At 60.9% G+C, this 18,973-nt stretch carries 16 protein-coding genes and 1 other RNA gene; 7 read left to right on the forward strand and 10 right to left on the reverse strand.

All coding sequences use genetic code 11. The annotated features are described in order from the left end of the window. Positions 1 to 63 precede the first annotated feature (63 nt). Positions 64 to 1,401 (reverse strand): serine hydroxymethyltransferase, encoded by a 1,338-nt coding sequence (glyA, locus tag AADA15_RS09270; protein WP_341641276.1) that lies wholly within the window; start codon positions 1,399 to 1,401, stop codon positions 64 to 66. 109 nt (positions 1,402 to 1,510) lie between these two features. Between glyA and AADA15_RS09275 the strand changes: the two genes are divergently transcribed. Both AADA15_RS09275 and AADA15_RS09280 read left to right on the forward strand, forming a co-directional pair. Next, entirely contained in the window at positions 1,511 to 1,723 is a 213-nt protein-coding gene (locus tag AADA15_RS09275; protein WP_341641277.1) for a LysR family transcriptional regulator, read from the forward strand. A 51-nt stretch (positions 1,724 to 1,774) separates the two neighbouring features. Then, positions 1,775 to 2,404 carry a LysR substrate-binding domain-containing protein gene (locus tag AADA15_RS09280; protein ID WP_341641278.1) on the forward strand — a complete coding sequence of 210 codons (630 nt, stop codon included), beginning with the start codon at positions 1,775 to 1,777 and terminating at the stop codon, positions 2,402 to 2,404. Between the two features lie 108 nt (positions 2,405 to 2,512). On the opposite strand, the gene fnrL is transcribed toward AADA15_RS09280, so the two are convergent. Continuing rightward, the gene (gene fnrL / locus AADA15_RS09285; protein ID WP_341641279.1) at positions 2,513 to 3,253 is read right to left on the reverse strand and encodes a transcriptional regulator FnrL; all 741 of its coding nucleotides are present in this window, start codon (positions 3,251 to 3,253) and stop codon (positions 2,513 to 2,515) included. Positions 3,254 to 3,347: 94 nt separating this feature from the next. Between fnrL and hemN the strand changes: the two genes are divergently transcribed. Further along, entirely contained in the window at positions 3,348 to 4,664 is a 1,317-nt protein-coding gene (gene hemN, locus AADA15_RS09290; RefSeq protein ID WP_341641280.1) for an oxygen-independent coproporphyrinogen III oxidase, read from the forward strand. A gap of 208 nt (positions 4,665 to 4,872) precedes the next feature. Here hemN and AADA15_RS09295 read toward each other — a convergent pair whose 3' ends face one another. The 5 genes from AADA15_RS09295 to AADA15_RS09315 all read right to left on the reverse strand — a co-directional run bounded on the left by AADA15_RS09295 (position 4,873) and on the right by AADA15_RS09315 (position 11,319). Continuing rightward, the gene (locus AADA15_RS09295; protein ID WP_341641281.1) at positions 4,873 to 6,453 is read right to left on the reverse strand and encodes an ABC transporter ATP-binding protein; all 1,581 of its coding nucleotides are present in this window, start codon (positions 6,451 to 6,453) and stop codon (positions 4,873 to 4,875) included. Beyond that, positions 6,450 to 7,556: an ABC transporter permease gene (locus AADA15_RS09300; RefSeq protein WP_341641282.1), complete on the reverse strand. Its 1,107-nt coding sequence runs from the start codon at positions 7,554 to 7,556 to the stop codon at positions 6,450 to 6,452. The genes AADA15_RS09295 and AADA15_RS09300 overlap by 4 nt, the downstream gene beginning before the upstream one ends. Positions 7,557 to 7,559: 3 nt before the next feature. Then, complete coding sequence (locus AADA15_RS09305) at positions 7,560 to 8,648, reverse strand: microcin C ABC transporter permease YejB (RefSeq protein ID WP_341641283.1); 1,089 nt, start codon at positions 8,646 to 8,648, stop codon at positions 7,560 to 7,562. 9 nt (positions 8,649 to 8,657) lie between these two features. Then, complete coding sequence (locus AADA15_RS09310; protein WP_341641376.1) at positions 8,658 to 10,514, reverse strand: extracellular solute-binding protein; 1,857 nt, start codon at positions 10,512 to 10,514, stop codon at positions 8,658 to 8,660. A 298-nt stretch (positions 10,515 to 10,812) separates the two neighbouring features. Further along, entirely contained in the window at positions 10,813 to 11,319 is a 507-nt protein-coding gene (locus AADA15_RS09315) for a c-type cytochrome (RefSeq protein ID WP_341641284.1), read from the reverse strand. A 119-nt stretch (positions 11,320 to 11,438) separates the two neighbouring features. Here AADA15_RS09315 and AADA15_RS09320 point away from each other — a divergent pair, with 119 nt between their 5' ends. Continuing rightward, positions 11,439 to 12,272, forward strand: coding sequence for a prephenate dehydratase (locus AADA15_RS09320; RefSeq protein WP_341641285.1), 834 nt, complete (start codon positions 11,439 to 11,441; stop codon positions 12,270 to 12,272). A 67-nt stretch (positions 12,273 to 12,339) separates the two neighbouring features. On the opposite strand, the gene ffs is transcribed toward AADA15_RS09320, so the two are convergent. Further along, positions 12,340 to 12,438: signal recognition particle sRNA small type (gene ffs / locus AADA15_RS09325), an RNA gene on the reverse strand. Between the two features lie 79 nt (positions 12,439 to 12,517). Further along, positions 12,518 to 14,374 (reverse strand): 5'-nucleotidase C-terminal domain-containing protein, encoded by a 1,857-nt coding sequence (locus AADA15_RS09330; RefSeq protein ID WP_341641286.1) that lies wholly within the window; start codon positions 14,372 to 14,374, stop codon positions 12,518 to 12,520. Between the two features lie 334 nt (positions 14,375 to 14,708). Between AADA15_RS09330 and nudC the strand changes: the two genes are divergently transcribed. After that, positions 14,709 to 15,692: an NAD(+) diphosphatase gene (nudC, locus tag AADA15_RS09335; RefSeq protein ID WP_341641287.1), complete on the forward strand. Its 984-nt coding sequence runs from the start codon at positions 14,709 to 14,711 to the stop codon at positions 15,690 to 15,692. Positions 15,693 to 15,767: 75 nt separating this feature from the next. After that, positions 15,768 to 16,235, forward strand: coding sequence for an SRPBCC family protein (locus AADA15_RS09340; RefSeq protein WP_341641288.1), 468 nt, complete (start codon positions 15,768 to 15,770; stop codon positions 16,233 to 16,235). Positions 16,236 to 16,410: 175 nt separating this feature from the next. Here AADA15_RS09340 and AADA15_RS09345 read toward each other — a convergent pair whose 3' ends face one another. Beyond that, entirely contained in the window at positions 16,411 to 16,950 is a 540-nt protein-coding gene (locus AADA15_RS09345) for a protein-tyrosine phosphatase family protein (protein ID WP_341641289.1), read from the reverse strand. 138 nt (positions 16,951 to 17,088) lie between these two features. On the opposite strand from AADA15_RS09345, the gene AADA15_RS09350 reads away from it, so the two are divergent. Next, complete coding sequence (locus tag AADA15_RS09350) at positions 17,089 to 18,945, forward strand: DNA polymerase III subunit gamma/tau (RefSeq protein WP_341641290.1); 1,857 nt, start codon at positions 17,089 to 17,091, stop codon at positions 18,943 to 18,945. Positions 18,946 to 18,973 lie beyond the last annotated feature (28 nt).

Below are 18,973 nucleotides of genomic sequence, written 5' to 3' on the forward strand. Positions count from 1 at the left end.
GCTTTTACTCCTTTGTTTGGAACAGCCTAGCAGTCAAAACTCGCAACGTCACCCGCCTGGATTTCATGCCCGCACATAGTGCATCCCCTGAAACCTGACGCGCATCGCACGGGTCCGGTTGGCGACAGCTTCGGGATCATTGCCGGTCAGCCCGTCGGCAATCAGCCCAGCCAGTTCCGGAACATCGGCCAAGGACACACCGCGCCTGACCAGTTCAGGCGTACCAATCCGCAATCCGTTCAAATCCCCCGGAACCTCCGCAATCGGCAGGCCTATGCCACAGGCCAGAAACCCGGCTTTTCGCAGAGTTTTTGACGCGGCCTGCCCGCCCCCGAAATCCGCCGCCTCGAGCGCGAACTGGTGCGACTGGGTGGCACCCCCCTCCCCTTTGAACACCGGCAGGCCAAGCGCCTCCAGTTCCGCCGCCAGGGCCTGCGACAGCTCGATCATCGCGGCAGCATAGTCTTTTCCATATTCGACCCAGTCCAAGAGGCTCACCGCCAGCGCAGCCGTCTTGGCCGCGTCGAAGTTGGCGGTCATTCCCGGAAAGGCGATGGCGTCCAGCCGCTCGGCAATCCCCGCATCATTGGTGACGATCAACCCGCCAGCAGGCCCGCCAAGGCTCTTGTAGGTGCTCATGGTCATCAGGTGCGCGCCTTCCTGCAACGGGTTGGCCCAGGCGCCTCCGGCGATGATACCGCATTGATGCGCCGCATCGAACAGCACCTTTGCCTCCACTTCGTCCGCGATGGCTCTGATGTCCGCTACGGGATGCGGGAACAGGTTCAGACTGCCGCCAATGGTGATCAGCTTGGGCCGCACCTGCAGCGCCAGGCGTCGAAGGGCATCAAGATCAACGGTATAGCCATCGCCGTGCACCGGCGCCGGGTGGGTGTTTAGACCATAAAGACCCGCGCAGCCGTCCCTGTGGTGGGTCACATGCCCGCCCACGGCAGCGGGCGGCGCGATGATTGCGTCACCGGGCTGCGTCAGCGCCATGAACCCGTAAAGATTGGCCAACGCACCCGATCCGACGCGCACCTCTGCATAGGAGGCCTGAAACACCTCTGCCGCCAGTTCGGCTGCGATCACCTCGATTTCCTCGATCGCCTCCAGTCCCATTTCGTATTTGTCACCCGGATAACCCAGCGACGGGCGGCTGCCGAGCCCCAAGGACAAAACCGCCTCGGCCTTTGGATTCATGACATTGGTGGCAGGGTTGAGGTTGAAACACTCCTCATCATGGATCTGAGCGTTGCGCGCGATCAGCCTGTCGATCCGGTCCGCCACGTCGGAAGACTTGGATTCTGCGGTGCCTGCCGCGATCCCCTGCACGAGGGTTTCACATTTTTCAGGCACCCAGGTGCGCGGCAAAAGGGCGGGGGTCACGGCATCAGTCATATGTCTGGATCCTGTTTCATGGCTTGGTCCCCGTCAGTGAACCCCATGGATTGGCTTGCGGGCAAACCAGTTTTCTGAAAAATTAGGGTTAGAAAAATTGAGCCTTATCATGCCCGTTGCCCCCCCTCACCCAAAACCCCTTCCCCTCACTGCGCTACGCGCCTTTGAGGCAGCCGCGCGACTCGGCAGCTTTGCCGCGGCGGCCGAAGAGCTTGGCGTGACACCTGGTGCAGTATCTGCGCAGGTGAAATCCCTTGAAGACAGCATCGGCGCGCCTCTGTTCCACCGCCGCGCCAGGGCGGTGGAGCTGACTGCCCCCTGAATCCGCGTCCTGCCCGACTTTTCTGAAGCTTTTGATCGGCTGGGGGCCGCGGTGCAAAAGCTGCGGGATGAAGCCGCCCCGCAAGTGGTGCATATCGCGGCCTTGCCTGCGGTTGCGCAGTACTGGCTGTCGCCTCGGCTGCCGCACCTGCGCCATGACATGCCACAGACCACCATATCGATCACCGCGCTGGAAACGCCCCCGAACCTGAAACGCACGCCTTATGATCTGTGCCTGTTCTTCGACACCCAGCAGGGACATGAAGTCGAGACCGATATCATCTTTCCGGTCTGCAGCCCGGATCTGGCCGAACGGCTTTCACACCCGAAAGATCTGGAAGATGTGCCCTGTCTTTCCGACAGCACGTGGGACCGCGATTGGGCACATTGGCTTGCGGCAGAAGGCTTGAGCGGACAGGTGACGCCGCGTGGGCCGGTTTATTCGCTCTATGCACTGGCCGTGGAAGAAGCCTTGAACGGTGCCGGGGTCCTGATGGGTCATGCGGCTCTGCTCGCCCCCCTGTTGCGCGCAGGTCGTCTGGTTGCCCCGTTTGAAGGGAAAGTCACACTCCCCGCTTCCCTCAGGCTTTGGCGGCTGCCCGGGCGCAGTTCGACCGCGACGGTCAGCCGCGTGGCAGACTGGCTTCTGTCCAAAGGACCCCGGTCCATTCATGCAAGCTGACACATGGATCAAGGGTCGGGCACGCAAAGATGAGCCGGGCGCTACCGTGATGTGCGGCTTGCCATCGCCCAAAGCCAAAACAAACTGGCTGAAGCCGGATGTAGACCTCTACCCGATCAGGCCGCCATCGCTGTCGTCGCCCGCCTCTTCCATCAGGCGCCCCATGTCCGGAACGGTGACGCGGCGCTTGCCTTCCAGCTCGATCACCCCGTCCCTTTTGAGGGCAGACATCTGACGGCTCACCGTTTCCAGGGTAAGCCCCAGATAATCGGCCATGGCCTCGCGCGTGAGAGGCAGATCAAAGGACATCGTATTCGTCGCCCCCTTCGGGGTGAGCGATGCATCCCGGCGCGCAATGATCGCCAGAAGGCTTGCGATCTTTTCCCGCGCGGTCTTGCGCCCGAGGACAAGCATCCATTCCCGGGCCGCATCGAGCTCATCAAGAGTCATTTCGAGAAGGCGGTGCGCAATATGAGGTGTGCGCGCCATCAGCTCTTCGAAAGGCTTCTTGCGGAAGCAGCACATGACCACCTCGGTCGTGGCCACGACATTGTAAGCAGAACCGTCGCGCCCAGGCCTGCCCACGAAATCACTGGGCAGCAGCAGCCCCACCATTTGGGTGCGCCCGTCTTCCATGGTCTGTGTAAGCGTCGCGATGCCTGAGACAACCGAACCAACAAAGTTCATGAGATCACCCGACCAGATGATCGGCTGCCCCGCCTCGTAGGTGCGATAGTATTTGATCGCATCCAGCTCGCCCAATTCATCGGCATCACAACGGGCGCAGACCGCACGATGCCGAATCGGACAGTCGCCGCAACTGACGGAGGCTATGGTAGGGGCGTTCATGGCAATTATTGATTGATCTGGGTCAAGGTTTCTGTTCGCGTTCGCGTTTTACGTTAAAGGGATGGGACAGAAATCACAATTGGCAAGATACGGTTTGTTCGACGCCAAAGTGCCGCGGTACACGAGTTACCCAACAGTGCCGAGTTTTGGCGCCGACGTGAATGCGGCAGTATTTTCCGACTGGCTCACCCATATCCCCCCCGGCAGCGAGGTCTCGCTCTACGTTCATATCCCCTTCTGCCGCAGATTGTGCTGGTTCTGCGCCTGCCGCACCCAGAGCGCCCAGTTTGACGGGCCGGTGCTTGATTACATGGAGACACTGAAAGCCGAATTTGCATTGGTCAAAACCCGCCTGCCGGAAGGTGTCAAACTATCGCGGGTGCACTGGGGCGGCGGCACACCCAGCCTTCTGAGTGCTGATATGATACGGACTCTGGCGGCGACCCAGTTCGACCTCGCACCGCTCACCCCTCAGGGTGAGTTTTCCGTGGAGATCGATCCAAACGAATGCGACGCTCAGCGGCTTGACGCCTTGTGTGATGCGGGAATGACCCGTGCCTTTGTCGGGGTGCAGGACTTCGATCAGGAGATCCAGCAGACCATTGGTCGGCTCCAGAGCTTTGAAACGACCCACGAGCTGTTCGAGATGCTGCGCGCCCGGGGTGTTGAAAGCATCAGCGCCGAAGTTCTCTTTGGTCTGCCGCATCAGACCGCAGAACGGTTGACACACTCTCTGCAAAAGCTGCTGTCGCTCTCGCCCGAGCGCATCGCCGCCTACGGCTATGCGCATGTTCCATGGATGGCGCGACGGCAGACCATGATCCCGTCCGAAACCCTGCCTACGCCTGAAGCCTGTCTCGAGCTCTTCGAGACTGCCCGCCAACTGCTGATATGGGACGGCTACCGCGAAATCGGAATCGATCACTTTGCCCTTCCCCAAGACAACCTGATCAGGGCTCAGCACGGCGGACGCCTGCGCCGGGATTTCCAGGGCTACACCGACGACACCAACGATGTGCTGATTGGCATCGGCGCCTCGGCCATTTCGCGATTCCCACAGGGCTATGCTCAGAACGCAACCGGCACCGCCGATCACGCCGCCGCAGTTGCCAGAGGCGTTTTTTCAACGTCCCGAGGCCACATCCTTGGCGGAGAGGACCGCGTGCGCGCCCGGCTGATCGAGGCCCTGATGTGTGATTTCGGCATTCACCGCGAAGAGATCCTCAGCCGCTTCTCCGTCTCTGCACAATGGCTGGACAGGCTACTGGAGAAAACCGCATACGCCTTTCCCGGCATGATGGACCTGTCGCCAGACGGGCTGTTCGTTCGCGACCATGCAAGACCACTCACTCGCATGATGGCGCGCAGCCTCGATGCATATAACTCGATGCATATAACTCGATGCATATGACCTGAGCCCAGCCGGCCACAGTCCCTCGATCTGGGACAAATTCTGGATCGGGGCACTCCCGCCCGTCGCTGGTGCATGGGATGCACCGCTCCCGTTGGGCCAGGCTCGGCGCCCCTGGCGCCGAGCCTGGCCCAAGGCCGCCAAGGGGTCACGGCCAACAGCCGGGGCACCTGCGGGCGCGGGAGCACCTTCGTTTCTGCCAGTACGGTTATCGCGTGGCCGCAAGCAGCTGCCGGGTATAGTCTTCGCGCGGGGCTTCGAACAAAGTCCTGGCGTCCCCGGCCTCGACCACATCTCCCTGTTTCATCACGATCATCTTGTGCGACATGGCGCGCACAACATGGAGATCATGAGAAATGAACAGATAGGCCAGACCATAGCGCGCCTGCAGATCCCTGAGCAGATCCACGATCTGCACCTGAACCGTCATGTCCAGCGCCGAAGTCGGCTCATCCAGAACAACGAGGCGCGGACGCAGGACCATGGCGCGCGCGATTGCGATCCGCTGGCGCTGACCACCCGAAAACTCATGCGGGTAGCGATCCATCGCGGCGGGATCCAGCCCCACCTCCTGCATCACCTCCGCCACCAGATCGCGGGTGTCGCGGTGCTGGTCCACCTTGTGGATCGCAAGCCCCTCGGAGATGATCTGCGCGCAGGTCATGCGCGGGCTGAGCGAGCCAAAGGGATCCTGAAAAACGATCTGCATGTCCTTGCGCAAGCGCCGCAGATCCCGGGTCGACCATTTGCGCAGATCATCGCCCCTGAAACGCACCTCCCCTTCGGAGGCGATCAGCCGCATGATCGCCAACGCCAGCGTGGTCTTTCCCGACCCGCTTTCGCCGACGATACCCAGGGTCTCCCCCGCCCTGACCGAAATCGACGTTGGGTTGACCGCCTTCACATGACCCACGGTCCGTTTCAACAGCCCCTTCTGGATCGGGAACCACACCTTGAGGTTCGAGGTGCGGATCAGCTCTTCGGCGCCATCAGGCACCGGCGCGGGCTGGCCTGAGGGTTCGGCGGCGAGGAGTTTTTGGGTATAGGGGTGCTGCGGGTTGGCAAAGATCTCTTCTGCCGGGCCGCTCTCGACAATCTTTCCGCCTTTCATCACGCAGACCCTATCGGCAATGCGGCGCACGATGGCAAGGTCATGGGTGATGAACAACAGGCCCATGCCTTCGCTCTGTTTCAGCTCTGCCAGCAGATCGAGGATCTGCGCCTGAATCGTCACATCCAGCGCGGTGGTCGGCTCATCCGCGATCAGGATCTCGGGCTTGTTGGCCAGTGCCATAGCGATCATGACCCGCTGACGCTGCCCGCCGGACAACTCGTGCGGATAGGCGCCAAGCCGCGTTTCGGGATCGCGGATCCCGACCTTGACGAGCAGCTCCAGGATCCGATCCCGCGCGGCCTGCCCCACCAACCCCTGATGCAGGGCCAGCGATTCCGACAGCTGCTTCTCGATCGTGTGCAGCGGGTTGAGCGAGGTCATCGGCTCCTGAAAGATGAAGCTGATGTCGTTGCCGCGCAGACGCATCAGGTGCTTTTCATCGGCACCGACCATTTCCTCGCCGTTATACAGCACTGAGCCGCTTACCGTGGCGCTATCCCCCAGCAAAGACACGGTGGACAGGGCCGAGACAGACTTGCCCGACCCGGATTCCCCAACCAGAGCCACCGTTTCACCACGGTCCACGGTAAAGGACACGCCCTTCACGGCCTCTGTCGTCTTGCCGTCCTGCCGGAAGGAGACGCGCAGATCTTTGACCTCCAGTATCGCAGTCATGAGAAGGTCTTCCTTGGGTCGAACGCATCGCGGATGCCTTCAAAGATGAAGACAAGAAGCGACAGCATGATGGCAAAGGTAAAGAAGGCGGTGAAGGCCAGCCAGGGCGCTTCAAGGTTCTGTTTTGCCTGCAGGGTCAACTCCCCCAGCGAGGGCGCGGAGGACGGCAGACCAAAACCGAGGAAGTCGAGCGAGGCCAGCCCGCCGATGGTGCCGGTCACGATGAAGGGCAGCATGGTCAGCGTTGCCACCATCGCGTTCGGCAGCATGTGGCGGAACATGATGGTCATATTACCGACGCCCAGCGCCTTGGCCGCGCGGACATATTCAAGGTTCCGCGCCCGCAGGAATTCCGCCCTGACGACCCCGACAAGAGCCGTCCAGCCAAAGAGGATCATCAGGAAGACAAGCAGCCAGAAGCTGCGCCCCAGAATCGCGAACATGATGATGATGACATAGAGCGTGGGCGTGGAGGACCAGATCTCGATGAAGCGCTGGAACAGAAGATCGAGCCAGCCACCGAAATAGCCCTGCACCGCGCCTGCCGCGATCCCGACGACCGTGGCCGCGCCGGTCACGATCAGCGTGAAAACGATGGACAGGCGGAAGCCGTGAATGACCCGTGCCAGAACATCGCGTTTGGTGTCATCGGTGCCCAACAGGTTCTGCCCATTGGGCGGCAGCGGCGCTGCGCCGGGCCTGTCGACGGTGGTGTTGTAGGAATAGGGAATGGGCGGCCAGATGGTCCAGCCTTTGTGGAAATCCTCGCCCGCAAACGTGCCTGCGTCTATGTCCGCAAGGATGCCTTCTGGATCATCGAAACAGTCGACATTACCGCCCGACTGGATCAGGCATTCCACCTCGGGATCCCGGTAGACCGCCTCGGTCCGGAAATCGCCGCCGAATGCGGTTTCCGGATAGAACTTGAAGATCGGCATGAAAAGTTCGCCGCGATAGCTGACGAGGATCGGTTTGTCGTTCGCGATGAACTCGGCAAAGAGTGACAACACGAACAGGACCGAGAAGATCCAGAACGACCAATAGGCGCGCGTGTTGCGGCGAAAGTTGTTCCAGCGGCGTTGGTTGAGCGGGGACAATGCCATGGCTCAGCCCTCCCTCTTGTCGAAATCAATGCGCGGATCGACCAGCACATACATGATGTCCGAAATGATGCCGACCACGAGGCTCATCAGACCAAAGATAAAGAGCGTGCCAAAAATCACCGGATAATCGCGCGCCACGGCCGCCTCGAACCCGAGCCGCCCGAGCCCGTCGAGCGAAAAGATCGTCTCGATGATCAGTGAGCCTGAGAAGAACACCCCGATAAAGACCGCCGGAAAGCCTGCGATCACGATCAGCATCGCATTGCGGAACACATGCCCATAAAGAACGCGGCTTTCGCTGAGCCCCTTTGCGCGCGCGGTCATAACGTACTGTTTCTTGATCTCGTCGAGGAAGGAGTTCTTGGTCAGCAAGGTGAGCGTCGCAAAGGAGGCGATGGTGGAGGCCACAACCGGCAGGGTGATGTGCCAGAAATAGTCGCCGATCTTGCCCAGAAGGCTCAGCTCTTCCCAGTTGTCCGATGTCAGGCCGCGCAGCGGAAAGACCTGCCAGTAAGAGCCGCCCGCAAAAAGGACAAGCAGCATGATGGCAAACAGGAAGCCCGGAATGGCATAGGCTGCGATGATCACGCCGCTGGTCCAGGTGTCAAAGCGCGACCCGTCATTCAGCGCCTTGCGGATGCCCAGCGGGATCGAGATGACATAGGCGATAAGGGTTGACCAGAGGCCCAGCGAAATCGACACCGGCATCTTTTCCAGGACAAGATCGGTCACTTCGATCTTGCGGAAATAACTTTCGCCAAAGTCGAACCGCAGGTAATTGCCGATCATCTGGATAAATCGCTCCAGCGGTGGTTTATCAAGGCCGAACTGAACTTTGAGTTCTTCGATCAACTCGGGCGGCAGACCCTGACGCCCCGCATAGCTATCGTTGGCGCCCAAAGTTTCCGTGGCGCCAGTATCGCCGCCGCCGCCCGCAAACCCCTCGAATACGTCGCCACTGCCCTGCATCTGGGCAATGATCTGCTCCACCGGCCCACCGGGAACGAATTGAACAAGGGCGAAGTTGATCACCATGATCCCGAACAGGGTCGGGATGATCAGCAGAAACCGCCTGAGGATATAGGCTGCCATGGCCCGCGCCTATCGCAGGGCGCCAGAGGCCTTGAGATCGGCCTCCTTTTCGCCATTGACCCACCACAGGTCCAGCCAGCCAGACGAAAACGGCGGCAGGGTCTCGGGGTATTCATACATGCGCCAGTAAGCAATCCAGCTCACATCCAGATACCAGGTCGGTACCATGAAGCGTTTGGCCCGCAGCACGCGATCCAGGGCACGGGTATTGGCATAAAGGTCCTCCTGGGTGGTTGCCTTCACGATATTGCCGATCAGCGCGTCCACCGCCGGATCGGCAAGTCCCGCCGGATTGAAGACCGAATACTCATGCGCCTCGGATCCGAACTGCTGATAAAGGCCCGTCGAAGGCTCCAGAGACTTGGGATATGCAAAAGAGACCATATCAAAGTCTTTTTCGCGGCGGCGGCTGGTGTATTGGGCAAAATCCACCCGGTTCAGGACCGCCTCGATACCCATGGTGCGCAGATTGGTCACAAAGGGCTGAACGATCCGCTCCAGCACCGGGCTGTCGAGGAGAAATTCAATCTTCAGCACCTCTCCGGCGGCATTCCGGCGGATACCGTCATCGCCCACGATCCAGCCTGCCTCATCCAATAGTTTCATGGCACGGCGCAGGTTGCGCCGGTCCGATGGGCGGTCGGCCTTGGAGGTATGTGCCATCACGGCAGGTTCGTTCAGGATGGTCGGGTCGATCTGATCGCCAAGCGCTGCAAGCACCTCTTTTTCCAGCCCCTCAGGCAGGTCCTTGGCTTCCAGCGCGGTATCCTGCCAAAAGGAAGAGCGATGACGGAACAGACCGTATTGCAGGCTCTCGTTGGTCCATTCGAAATTATAGGCAAGCTGCACCGCCTCGCGCACGCGGATATCCTGGAACACGGGGCGCAGCAGGTTCATGACGAACCCGTTGGCCGAAGGAACGTTCCCGTCCGGGATTTCGTCCTTGATCACATCACCGCGCGCCACCGCATCGAATTCATAGGCCGTCGCCCAGTTCTTTGAGTTGTTCTCGGTGCGCAGGGTGTAGACGCCAGCCTTGAACCCCTCCATCGCGGCGATAGCGTCGCCGAAATACTCGATCCGCAGGCGATCAAAGTTGTGACGGCCCTTGTTCACATTCAGGTGCCACCCCCAGTAGTCGGGGTTGCGCCGGTAGATGATGCGCTGGTTTACATCGAAGCTTTCCAGCACATAGGGACCAGAGCCGATGCCGGGATCAAGACGGGGCTCATCCAGGCGGCGGCTTTCGGGATCGGCGTCAAACCAGGCCTTCGAGAACACGGGCGTGCCGCCGACCTGAGTGATCATGGCCCGTCGCGGAAAATCCGGGGAGAAATGGAACTTTACCCGATGCGGATCGAGCGCCTCGGCCTTGGGAATGCGCTTGCGCACCGCTTCGGCATAGGATTGCAACCCCTGATCCAGCAAGATGTTGTGGGAAAAGACGACATCCTCGGCCGTGACGGGTGTGCCGTCGGAAAACCGCGCTTCGGGGCGCAGATTGAAGATCACCCAGTCCTGGCTTTCGGGGTATTCGAGGCTTTCGGCAATCAGCCCGTAATAGGATCCAGGCTCATCGTAAGATTCGACCAGCAGGCTTTCCAGATGGTAAGAAGCCAGCGCCCCAGCCCGACCCTTTCGCGTGAAAGGGTTCATGCTGTCAAAGGTGCCGACGTCGGCAATGGACATCTCTCCGCCTTTGGGGGCGTCAGGATTCACATAGTCGAAATGATCAAAGCCTGCTGGGTATTTCAAATCGCCAAATTCCGCAAAGCCGTGGCTCTTGATGATCCCTTCATCGGCGCGGGCCTGCACACTCATCCCAAGGAGCAGCAAAAGCAACCCTGCGAAAAACAGGCCCTGCATGAACGACGCGCTGCTCTGAAGAAGGGCCGCGCTGGCCTTTGCCTCTGTTTTGACCGCGATCTGTCGTGATCTCATCTGCCTTAACCTCCGCTGTCCGGTGTTCAAGCGATCCGGATTTACCCTACTTTTCAAGCTAATGGGAGGTGGACACAACATTCAAGTTGCGATGCGGTCACAATCCTTTGGGGGCGAGGCGATTTCACGCCGGTTTTCACATTCCCGACGTTTGCCAAGCAAGGCACGCAAAAAAGGCCGCTGGATCACAGCGGCCTTTTCTTCATCTCGGTTCCTGACGCAATTAGTCGTCGAGGCTGTCCAGATAGGCGATGAGGTTCACCCGGTCGGAGGCCTTCTTCAGGCCGGAGAACGACATGGTCGTGCCCGGCGCATAAGCGGAGGGTTTCTCCAGGAAGGCGCTCAGGTTTTCCGGGGTCCAGTCGCCGGTCATGCCGGACAGTGAAGCAGAGTAGCCGAACCCGTCTGCCGCAGCTTTCGGTCGGCCAACAACACCGTAAAGGTAGGGACCGGTTGCATTGGCACCGGCTTCGAGTTTGTGGCACGCAGCGCATTTCTTGTAGACCTTGGCACCTTTGCCAACATCCGCAGAGGCCATCAGCTCGTCAAAGCTGACTTCAGCCACTTCTTCTGCTGCGCCACCTGCCTCTTCCACTTCAATCACGTAGGAGGCCTCTCCGTGGCTCTCAACGTGGTACAGTTCCTCTGCGGCCCATTTGCCCAGAAGGAACACGAGGAACGCGCCGCAGAAACCTGCAGTCGCTTTGGTAAGGGTCATCGTGTCAAACATGATCGCGAGTCCATTTCAGCTGTCTGGGGGCGTGTCTAAGGCTTCCCCTCTCAAGTGGCAAGGTGTAGACAGCGCGACGAAACGACCGATTACCCGAGTTTTGCAGGAAAGTCGCACTCATGTCCGGAAAAATCGCCATTCAGGGGGAACTCGGCTCCTACAGCCACGAGGCCTGCCGCAACGCACGTCACGATATGGAAGTGCTGCCCTGCCGAAATTTCGAAGACGCGATCGAGGCCGTAAGATCCGGCGAAGCAGATGAGGCCATGCTGCCGGTCGAGAACTCGACCTATGGCCGCGTGGCCGACATTCATCGGCTTTTGCCGCACAGCGGGCTGCATATCGTCGAAGAGGCCTTCGTGCGGGTACATATCAACCTTCTGGGCGTTCCGGGTGCCCGGCTCGAGGATATCCGCGAAGCGAAATCGCATCTCGTGCTTTTGCCGCAGTGCGGCCAGTTCCTGCGCCAGCACAATATCACTGGCCGTGTCAGCCCCGACAATGCCCGCGCCGCCCGTGATGTGGCCGAGGCCGGAGACAAACACGTTGCCGCGCTGGCAAGTGAGCTGGCCGGAGACATCTACGGTCTGGATGTTCTGGCACGCCACATCGAGGATAACGGAGACAACACCACCCGCTTCCTGATCATGTCACGCGAACCGGACTACAGCCGCCGCGGCGCACACGGGATGATCACCAGCTTCGTCTTTCAGGTCCGCAACATTCCGGCCGCGCTTTACAAGGCGATGGGTGGTTTTGCGACCAACGGCATCAACATGACGAAACTGGAAAGCTACATGGTCGATGGCTCCTTCACCGCCACCCAGTTTTATGCCGATATCGAAGGGCATCCCGAGGACGCAAACGTGAAACTCGCAATGGATGAGCTGGCCTATTTCACGACAAACATAGAAATCCTGGGTGTCTACCCTGCGGATAATGGCCGCTATTGAACCAACACGCCTTGCGCCGGATCGCGCGGTCTGTCAGCCGCGTAAGGCTGATTAACTGTCGGGGATAAGGTGAGAGGTTGGACATCGACCCAAGCGGGGCTCGTTGTGGCTGCTTCCTTCCGGACCTGACCAGGTTGGCGAGGCGCTTGCCCGCGCCAACCTCTCGAATCCCGATATAGGCGGCTGCCGGAGCAATGACAAGGCCCGCCGGACCTCCTGAGCGCGGGGCTGCAGGTCTCGACCTGCTACAAGGTCAGCATCAGTTTCAGAAAACCCGACGGCGTGATGCCGCAGTTTCGCGCACGCTCTTCGCTCAGCTCATTCAGATATTCAGTGGCCGCGGGACCGGTATAAACTGCGGCTTGAGCCCCGTTTAAAGACGCAAAATGCCAGGGATAGCTCTGCTCCTCGAGCGGATCTGTCGGCAAACGCCCCGCCACGTAGTCCCGGATCACATCCCGAATGCGCACGGTCGGCAAAGGCACATTCGCGGCCTCCTTCACCACCTGAAAATTACCGCCCCCGCTCACACGATAGCTGTTTGCCACGACCGCAAAATTCTGCTCCGGCCGCAATGGCTCTCCGGCAAACGTGACGTTTCGGATCCGCCGCGCCTCAGGGTTCACGCGCGCGCCAACGGTCGAGAAACGCGATGGAACGGAGAGATCGATTTCATACTGCAAGCCAAACAAGACATCGAAGTTATGTCCCGCCCGGTCCGGATCCACCAGGTCCGTCCCCTGCGCGCCCGATACGACCTGGTTGAAGACACCGGCGGACATTTCGAGCCAGTCCAGAACCTGAGCGCCAGTTGCGATCACCAACCGCAGCTCGTTTGGAAAGACATGAAGATCGGCCACATTGCGCATGCACAAGGCCCCGGCGCCGATGTCCGTGAAATGGGATGGCCCGGACCGGCCGCCAAACTTCCCCGGTGCCGCAGCAGACAGCAACGGCAATTCGCCGGCCGCCGTTCCCTGGACTAGAGGCCGCGCCGCGGCCGCTTGTGCCGCCGCCGCAAGCTTGAGCCCGAGATCCTGTCCAAACAACGTAAAGAAGGAATGCAAAGCCACATCGCTATAACCGACCGGCTGCCGCATGCGGGCACGGGTTGCCTCATGAGGCTCCTTCAAGATCCGTATCAGGTCCGGTGATTCCTCCACCAGCGAGACCAGCGTTCCGTCCTCACTCCGATCACAGATCCCATGCAGCCTGGCGGTACCGCCGGTCACTTGCCATCCGTCTTGCCCATATGCCACATCAAGATCGATTTCCCCCAGATGCGAGCCGTGCGCGCCGGCCATCACCACTGGTTTTTCGAAAGGAAGCTCAGGATGCGGCAGAGTCTTGTGCGTATGCCCCGCGATCACCGCATCGATCTCCTTTATCGCCGCAATCGGAAAGAGCGCATTCTCCATTCCCGGCTCTGCCTCACGCGCCCCGACACCTGTGTGCGCCAGCGCAACAACAACGTCGCAGCCCGCCGCGCGCAGCTCGGCAGCCTTTTCCTGTGCGGTGTGGACCATATCCGCCACGACCACCTGCCCTTTCAGAAGATGCGCATCCCAGGTGACCGTTTGAGGCGGCAGCACAGACAATACCCCGACCCGCAGCGGCGGCGCCCCGGCGCAAGCCAGCATGTCACGCTCCAGGATTGTACTGCTGGCAAACGGCAGCTTTCGTCCTGGCTCTGCCGGTGACATGTTCGAGCAAACGACAGGGCAATGAGCCTGTTCCAGAACGGTTGCGAGCGTGTCCAGGCCAAAGTTGAAATCGTGATTTCCAAGGCCGATGGCATCATACCCCAGATCCTTGAAAGCACTCATGACCGGATGCGGGATCATCGGCGTGTCAAACGATGTCTCCCCGATGGGCGCACCCTGGAGCGAATCCCCGTTGTCCAGCAACAAGGTCACGCCACCGACCTCCTTCATCTGCGCACGGGCCTCGACGATCAGGGTGGCCGCGCGAGAAAGTCCGACGCTGGGGTCCGAGCGATCCGCGTAATAGTCATGACTTCGCAGGTTGCAATGAAGATCGGTCGTCGCCAGCAGGCGCAACACCCCATTTCTCCGGACCGAGGATCGTTCCGTTTCGGTCATTTAACTTCACCTGCAACTTGCACGGCCTGCTCCGTTCGTACCTTTGCCCCGCCCTGTCCGGGCGCGTTAACCCTTTTGAATCAGCCTTTCACCGATTTGCAAAGTCACCATTTATGAGGATGTTAACGATCGTGGCGCGGATGCCGAGAATTATGACGAAATCTCGCCAGATTCCAGCGCCCAACCGGTCGGCTACCGACAAATCTCCGTCTATTATCGTAAAAGCCATTCATCGCCCCGCTCACAACGGGGTGGCCATTGACCGCGATTGTCGCCATCAATGGCAAAAACGTCCGAGAGACAGCCCGTTGCACCCGCAGCACAAGGAAGTGACATGAAACGCGCAGAACAGGTTACATTTGGGGGCGGAGGCCTGGAACGCCAGGCGCATCTGCGCTCTGACGAAAATGCGATCAAATCCGCCTGGACTGCCAAAGAGACAAAAACTCTTCTGATCTGGCGCGGTAAGCCCCTGTGCTTTCGCACAAAGGATGCTCGGGGACCCGAAAGCCTGGCGTGGCTTTCCCCGGATCATCCGGTGGTGAGGCAACATGGAGACACAACCCTCTTCCTCGGGAAAATGCCGGATGGCGCTGCAGTTTTTGCCTGCGACATCAGCAGCTGGCAACCCGATGCTTTGGACGAGATGGCCCTGGCCAGTTTTGCCGATACAAGCGAGCAGCAGCACCCCGATTTGCCAGACGGCCATGTCTTCGCCGAATTGCGCCGGGTAATGACGCGGCTTTCCCCGCTGGAGGCCGAAATGGCAGCCACGGCCCGAGCGTTGTTGTCCTGGCACGAGTCGCATCAGTTCTGTGCCCGCTGCGGCCATCCCAGCGACATCACTCAGGCCGGCTGGCAGCGCGTCTGCCCGAAATGCAAGGCCGGACATTTTCCCCGCACCGATCCGGTGGTGATCATGCTGATCACCCACGGTGACGAGGTCCTGATGGGCCGCTCCCCCGGCTGGCCCGAAGGGATGTACTCGCTGCTGGCCGGTTTCGTCGAGCCCGGAGAGACGCTGGAGGCCGCGGTGCGACGTGAAGTCCTCGAGGAAGTCGGCGTCACCGTCGGCGAGGTCTCCTATCTGTCCAGCCAGCCCTGGCCGTTCCCCATGTCCCTGATGTTTGGCTGCAGCGGCACCGCCCTTTCTCGCGATCTGAAACTTGACCCTGTTGAAATCGAAGACGCGATGTGGGTGAGCCGCCAGGAAATGATGACTGCATTTGCAGGAGAACACCCGGTATTGAAGCCCGCCCGAAAAGGAGCAATTGCGCATTTTCTTTTGCACAACTGGCTTGCAGACACTCTGGACTAAAGAGCCTATCCAAAGCATTCTCAAAGCCTGACAGGGAACCGGATAAGAACACTCCCGGGAGAAGGTGGCACGGCAATGGACTTGAGCAGCAAAAAAGACATTGAGGCTCCGATCGCGGAGGTTTTCGAAGCGCTTTGTGATTTTGAGAGTTTTGAACGCTCGGCGTTTCGCCGTGGCGTTGAGGTGCAGCGGATGGGAGACATAAACGCGCCGCAGAAAGGGCTGGCCTGGGACGCAAAGTTCACGCTGCGCGGCAAGCCCCGAGAGCTGCACGTGGTGCTCACATCTTACGAGCCCGTCACGCGGATCGTTCTGACCGGTGAAAGCGGCGCTCTGAAAGGAGAGACCGAGATTGAACTGGTCGCGCTGTCTCCAAGTCGCACACGCCTTTGCATCAAGCTTGGGGTTTCTGCCAAGACGCTTTCAGGCAGGCTGCTGCTGCAGTCCATGAAACTGGCGCGCGGCAGCATTGAGCGGAAGTTCAACGCCCGGATTTCAGACTTTGCGGCAGTCACTGAAGAAAAACTGCGCCGACAGGCCTGACCCCCCGACGCGCCAGCACTGTGGCAGCTGGCCTGCCGCCAGAGAGCGTGGGCTTTTTTGGCAGCCCTTTTCGCAAAGCAGCCCCTTCGCAGGATAGGATACCCGCCATTTCGAGCAAGGACGGACGGGAGCCCTGCGCCCGCGGCACCGCTGTGAATTGCCCGTGCTTCCATTGCTAGTGCGAACCATCAGCCAGACCCGCACGCGCCCAGACCAGTTGGTCATCCGTCTCCACCGCGCAGGGACGTGCCAGGCGCAAGCGTTTCAACGCCCGTTCCGGCGTCTCACCGCACTCGATCATGAGGCGCAGGGCAGCCATCCCGGACCGGCCACAGCCACCGCGGCAATGCACAAGCACACGCCCACCGCCCTCCAATGCCTGTCGTGCCGAGGCGCTGACCCTGCGCCAGGCAGCGTCCGTGCTGCCCCCGGGGACCCCGAAATCCGCAACCGGCAAATGCGCCCAGCGGCTCCCCATGCTCTGGAAGTCGACCCCCAGCGTCGCTGCCCCGACAGCCACGTGCTCGGCCTCGGTTGTCATTGAAATCACCAGCCCCGGCTGCCAATCATGAATCAGCCCCATGTCGCCCGCGTAGTCTCCGGATGCCCCCGGCAAAGGACAGATTGCGAGGATTCCGTTTGCGACCGATACGGCAAAAATGGTGAACGGCTGACCGGCTATGCCCGCTGACGGGCTGGCTTGCACCTCTTCCATGACACACTCTCCACCACATTCTGAAAAAACTGTGCCACCGCGGCCTGCGCCCGGTCAACAGCGGTGGACGAACGCCGCCCGCTTCCCTACCCTGTAGCCTGCCCCGAAACTGCGCAGCCGCAACCAGCAAGAGACAGCATGAGCGACACTCCCACCCTCGATCCCGCGGCCGCACCCGGCGCGGTTCAGCCCGACAGCCAAGACGCAAACCAGGGGCAGTATCAGGTTCTCGCCCGCAAGTACCGCCCCGAGACCTTTGCAGATCTCGTTGGTCAGGACGCGATGGTGCGCACGCTGAAGAACGCCTTTGCCGCCAATCGCATCGCGCAGGCCTTCATCATGACCGGGATCCGGGGCACCGGTAAGACCACCACTGCGCGGATCATCGCCAAGGGCATGAACTGCGTCGGCCCCGATGGTACCGGTGGGCCGACGACCGAACCCTGCGGCACCTGCGAACATTGTACCGCGATCATGGAAGGGCGCCACGTCGACGTCATGGAGATGGACGCCGCCAGCCGTACCGGCGTCGGCGACATCCGCGAGATCATCGATTCGGTCCAGTACCGCGCCGCATCGGCCCGCTACAAGATCTACATCATCGACGAGGTTCACATGCTCTCCACCAGCGCCTTCAACGCGCTGCTGAAGACGCTTGAGGAACCCCCGGCCCATGTGAAGTTCATCTTCGCCACCACCGAGATCCGCAAGGTGCCGGTGACGGTCCTGTCGCGCTGCCAGCGGTTCGACCTGCGCCGTATCGAACCGGAGGTGATGATCGCCCTTCTGCGCAAGATCGCCAGCGCCGAGGGCGCCCAAATTGCCGAGGACGCGCTGGCGCTGATCACCCGTGCCGCCGAAGGCTCGGCCCGGGATGCAACCTCGCTGCTGGATCAGGCGATTTCCCACGGCGCCGGAGAGACCACAGCCGATCAGGTCCGCGCCATGCTGGGCCTTGCCGACAGGGGCCGGGTGCTGGATCTGATGGACATGATCCTGCGCGGCGATGCAGCCGCCGCCCTCACGGAACTCAGCGGGCAATATGCCGAAGGCGCCGATCCCCTGGCCGTTCTGCGCGATCTGGCCGAAATCACCCATTGGGTCTCAGTGGTGAAAATCACCCCCGATGCCGCCGAAGACCCCACCATCAGCCCCGATGAGCGCGCCCGCGGGCAGCAGATGGCAGCGGCTCTGCCGATGCGCGTTTTGACCCGCATGTGGCAGATGCTGCTGAAAGCGCTCGAAGAGGTCGCCGCCGCACCCAATGCGATGATGGCCGCCGAAATGGCCGTGATCCGCCTGACCCATGTAGCAGACCTGCCCAGCCCCGAAGAGCTGATCCGCAAGCTGCAGGACATGCCACCCCCGCCGCCCGGTGGAGGTGGAGGGATGCCCATGCACGGCATGGGCGCGCCTGCGGCGAGCGGGGGAGGCGGGGCCTCGACTATCGCCTCGGCCCCGCCGCAAGGCGCACCGGCAGGAGGCCCAACCGGCGGCATGACCATGTCGCATGGTCAGGGACAGGTCACCGCGCTGGCCCCCGCCGCGCAAAGCGCTCTCGCCCGCTACCCGAGTTTCGAACATGTGGTTGAGCTGATCCGCACAAACCGGGACGTGAAACTGCTGGTCGAAGTGGAAACCGGCGTGCGGCTCGTCTCTTATCAGCCCGGCCGGATCGAGTTCACCCCGCACGCGAGCGCCCCCCGCGACCTGGCCGCCCGCCTTGGCACCGCCCTGCAGAACTGGACTGGTAATCGCTGGGTCGTCACCATCGCCCCGGATGGTGAAGCACCGACGATTGCAGAAGTGCGCGATGCTGCCGAAAACGCCCTGCGCGAAAAGGCGACTGAACACCCGATGGTTCAGGCGGTTCTGGAAAGCTTCCCCAAGGCCAAGATCACCCGTATCCGCACCGCCGAGGAACTGGCTGCAGAAGTGCAGGCGGACGCCCTGCCCGAGGTGGAGGACGAATGGGATCCCTTCGAGGAAGAGTAACCTCCGTTTTCATCGGCGTTTCTGCGTT

Source organism: Phycobacter sedimenti, from assembly GCF_038148855.1.
GTDB lineage: Bacteria > Pseudomonadota > Alphaproteobacteria > Rhodobacterales > Rhodobacteraceae > Phycobacter > Phycobacter sedimenti.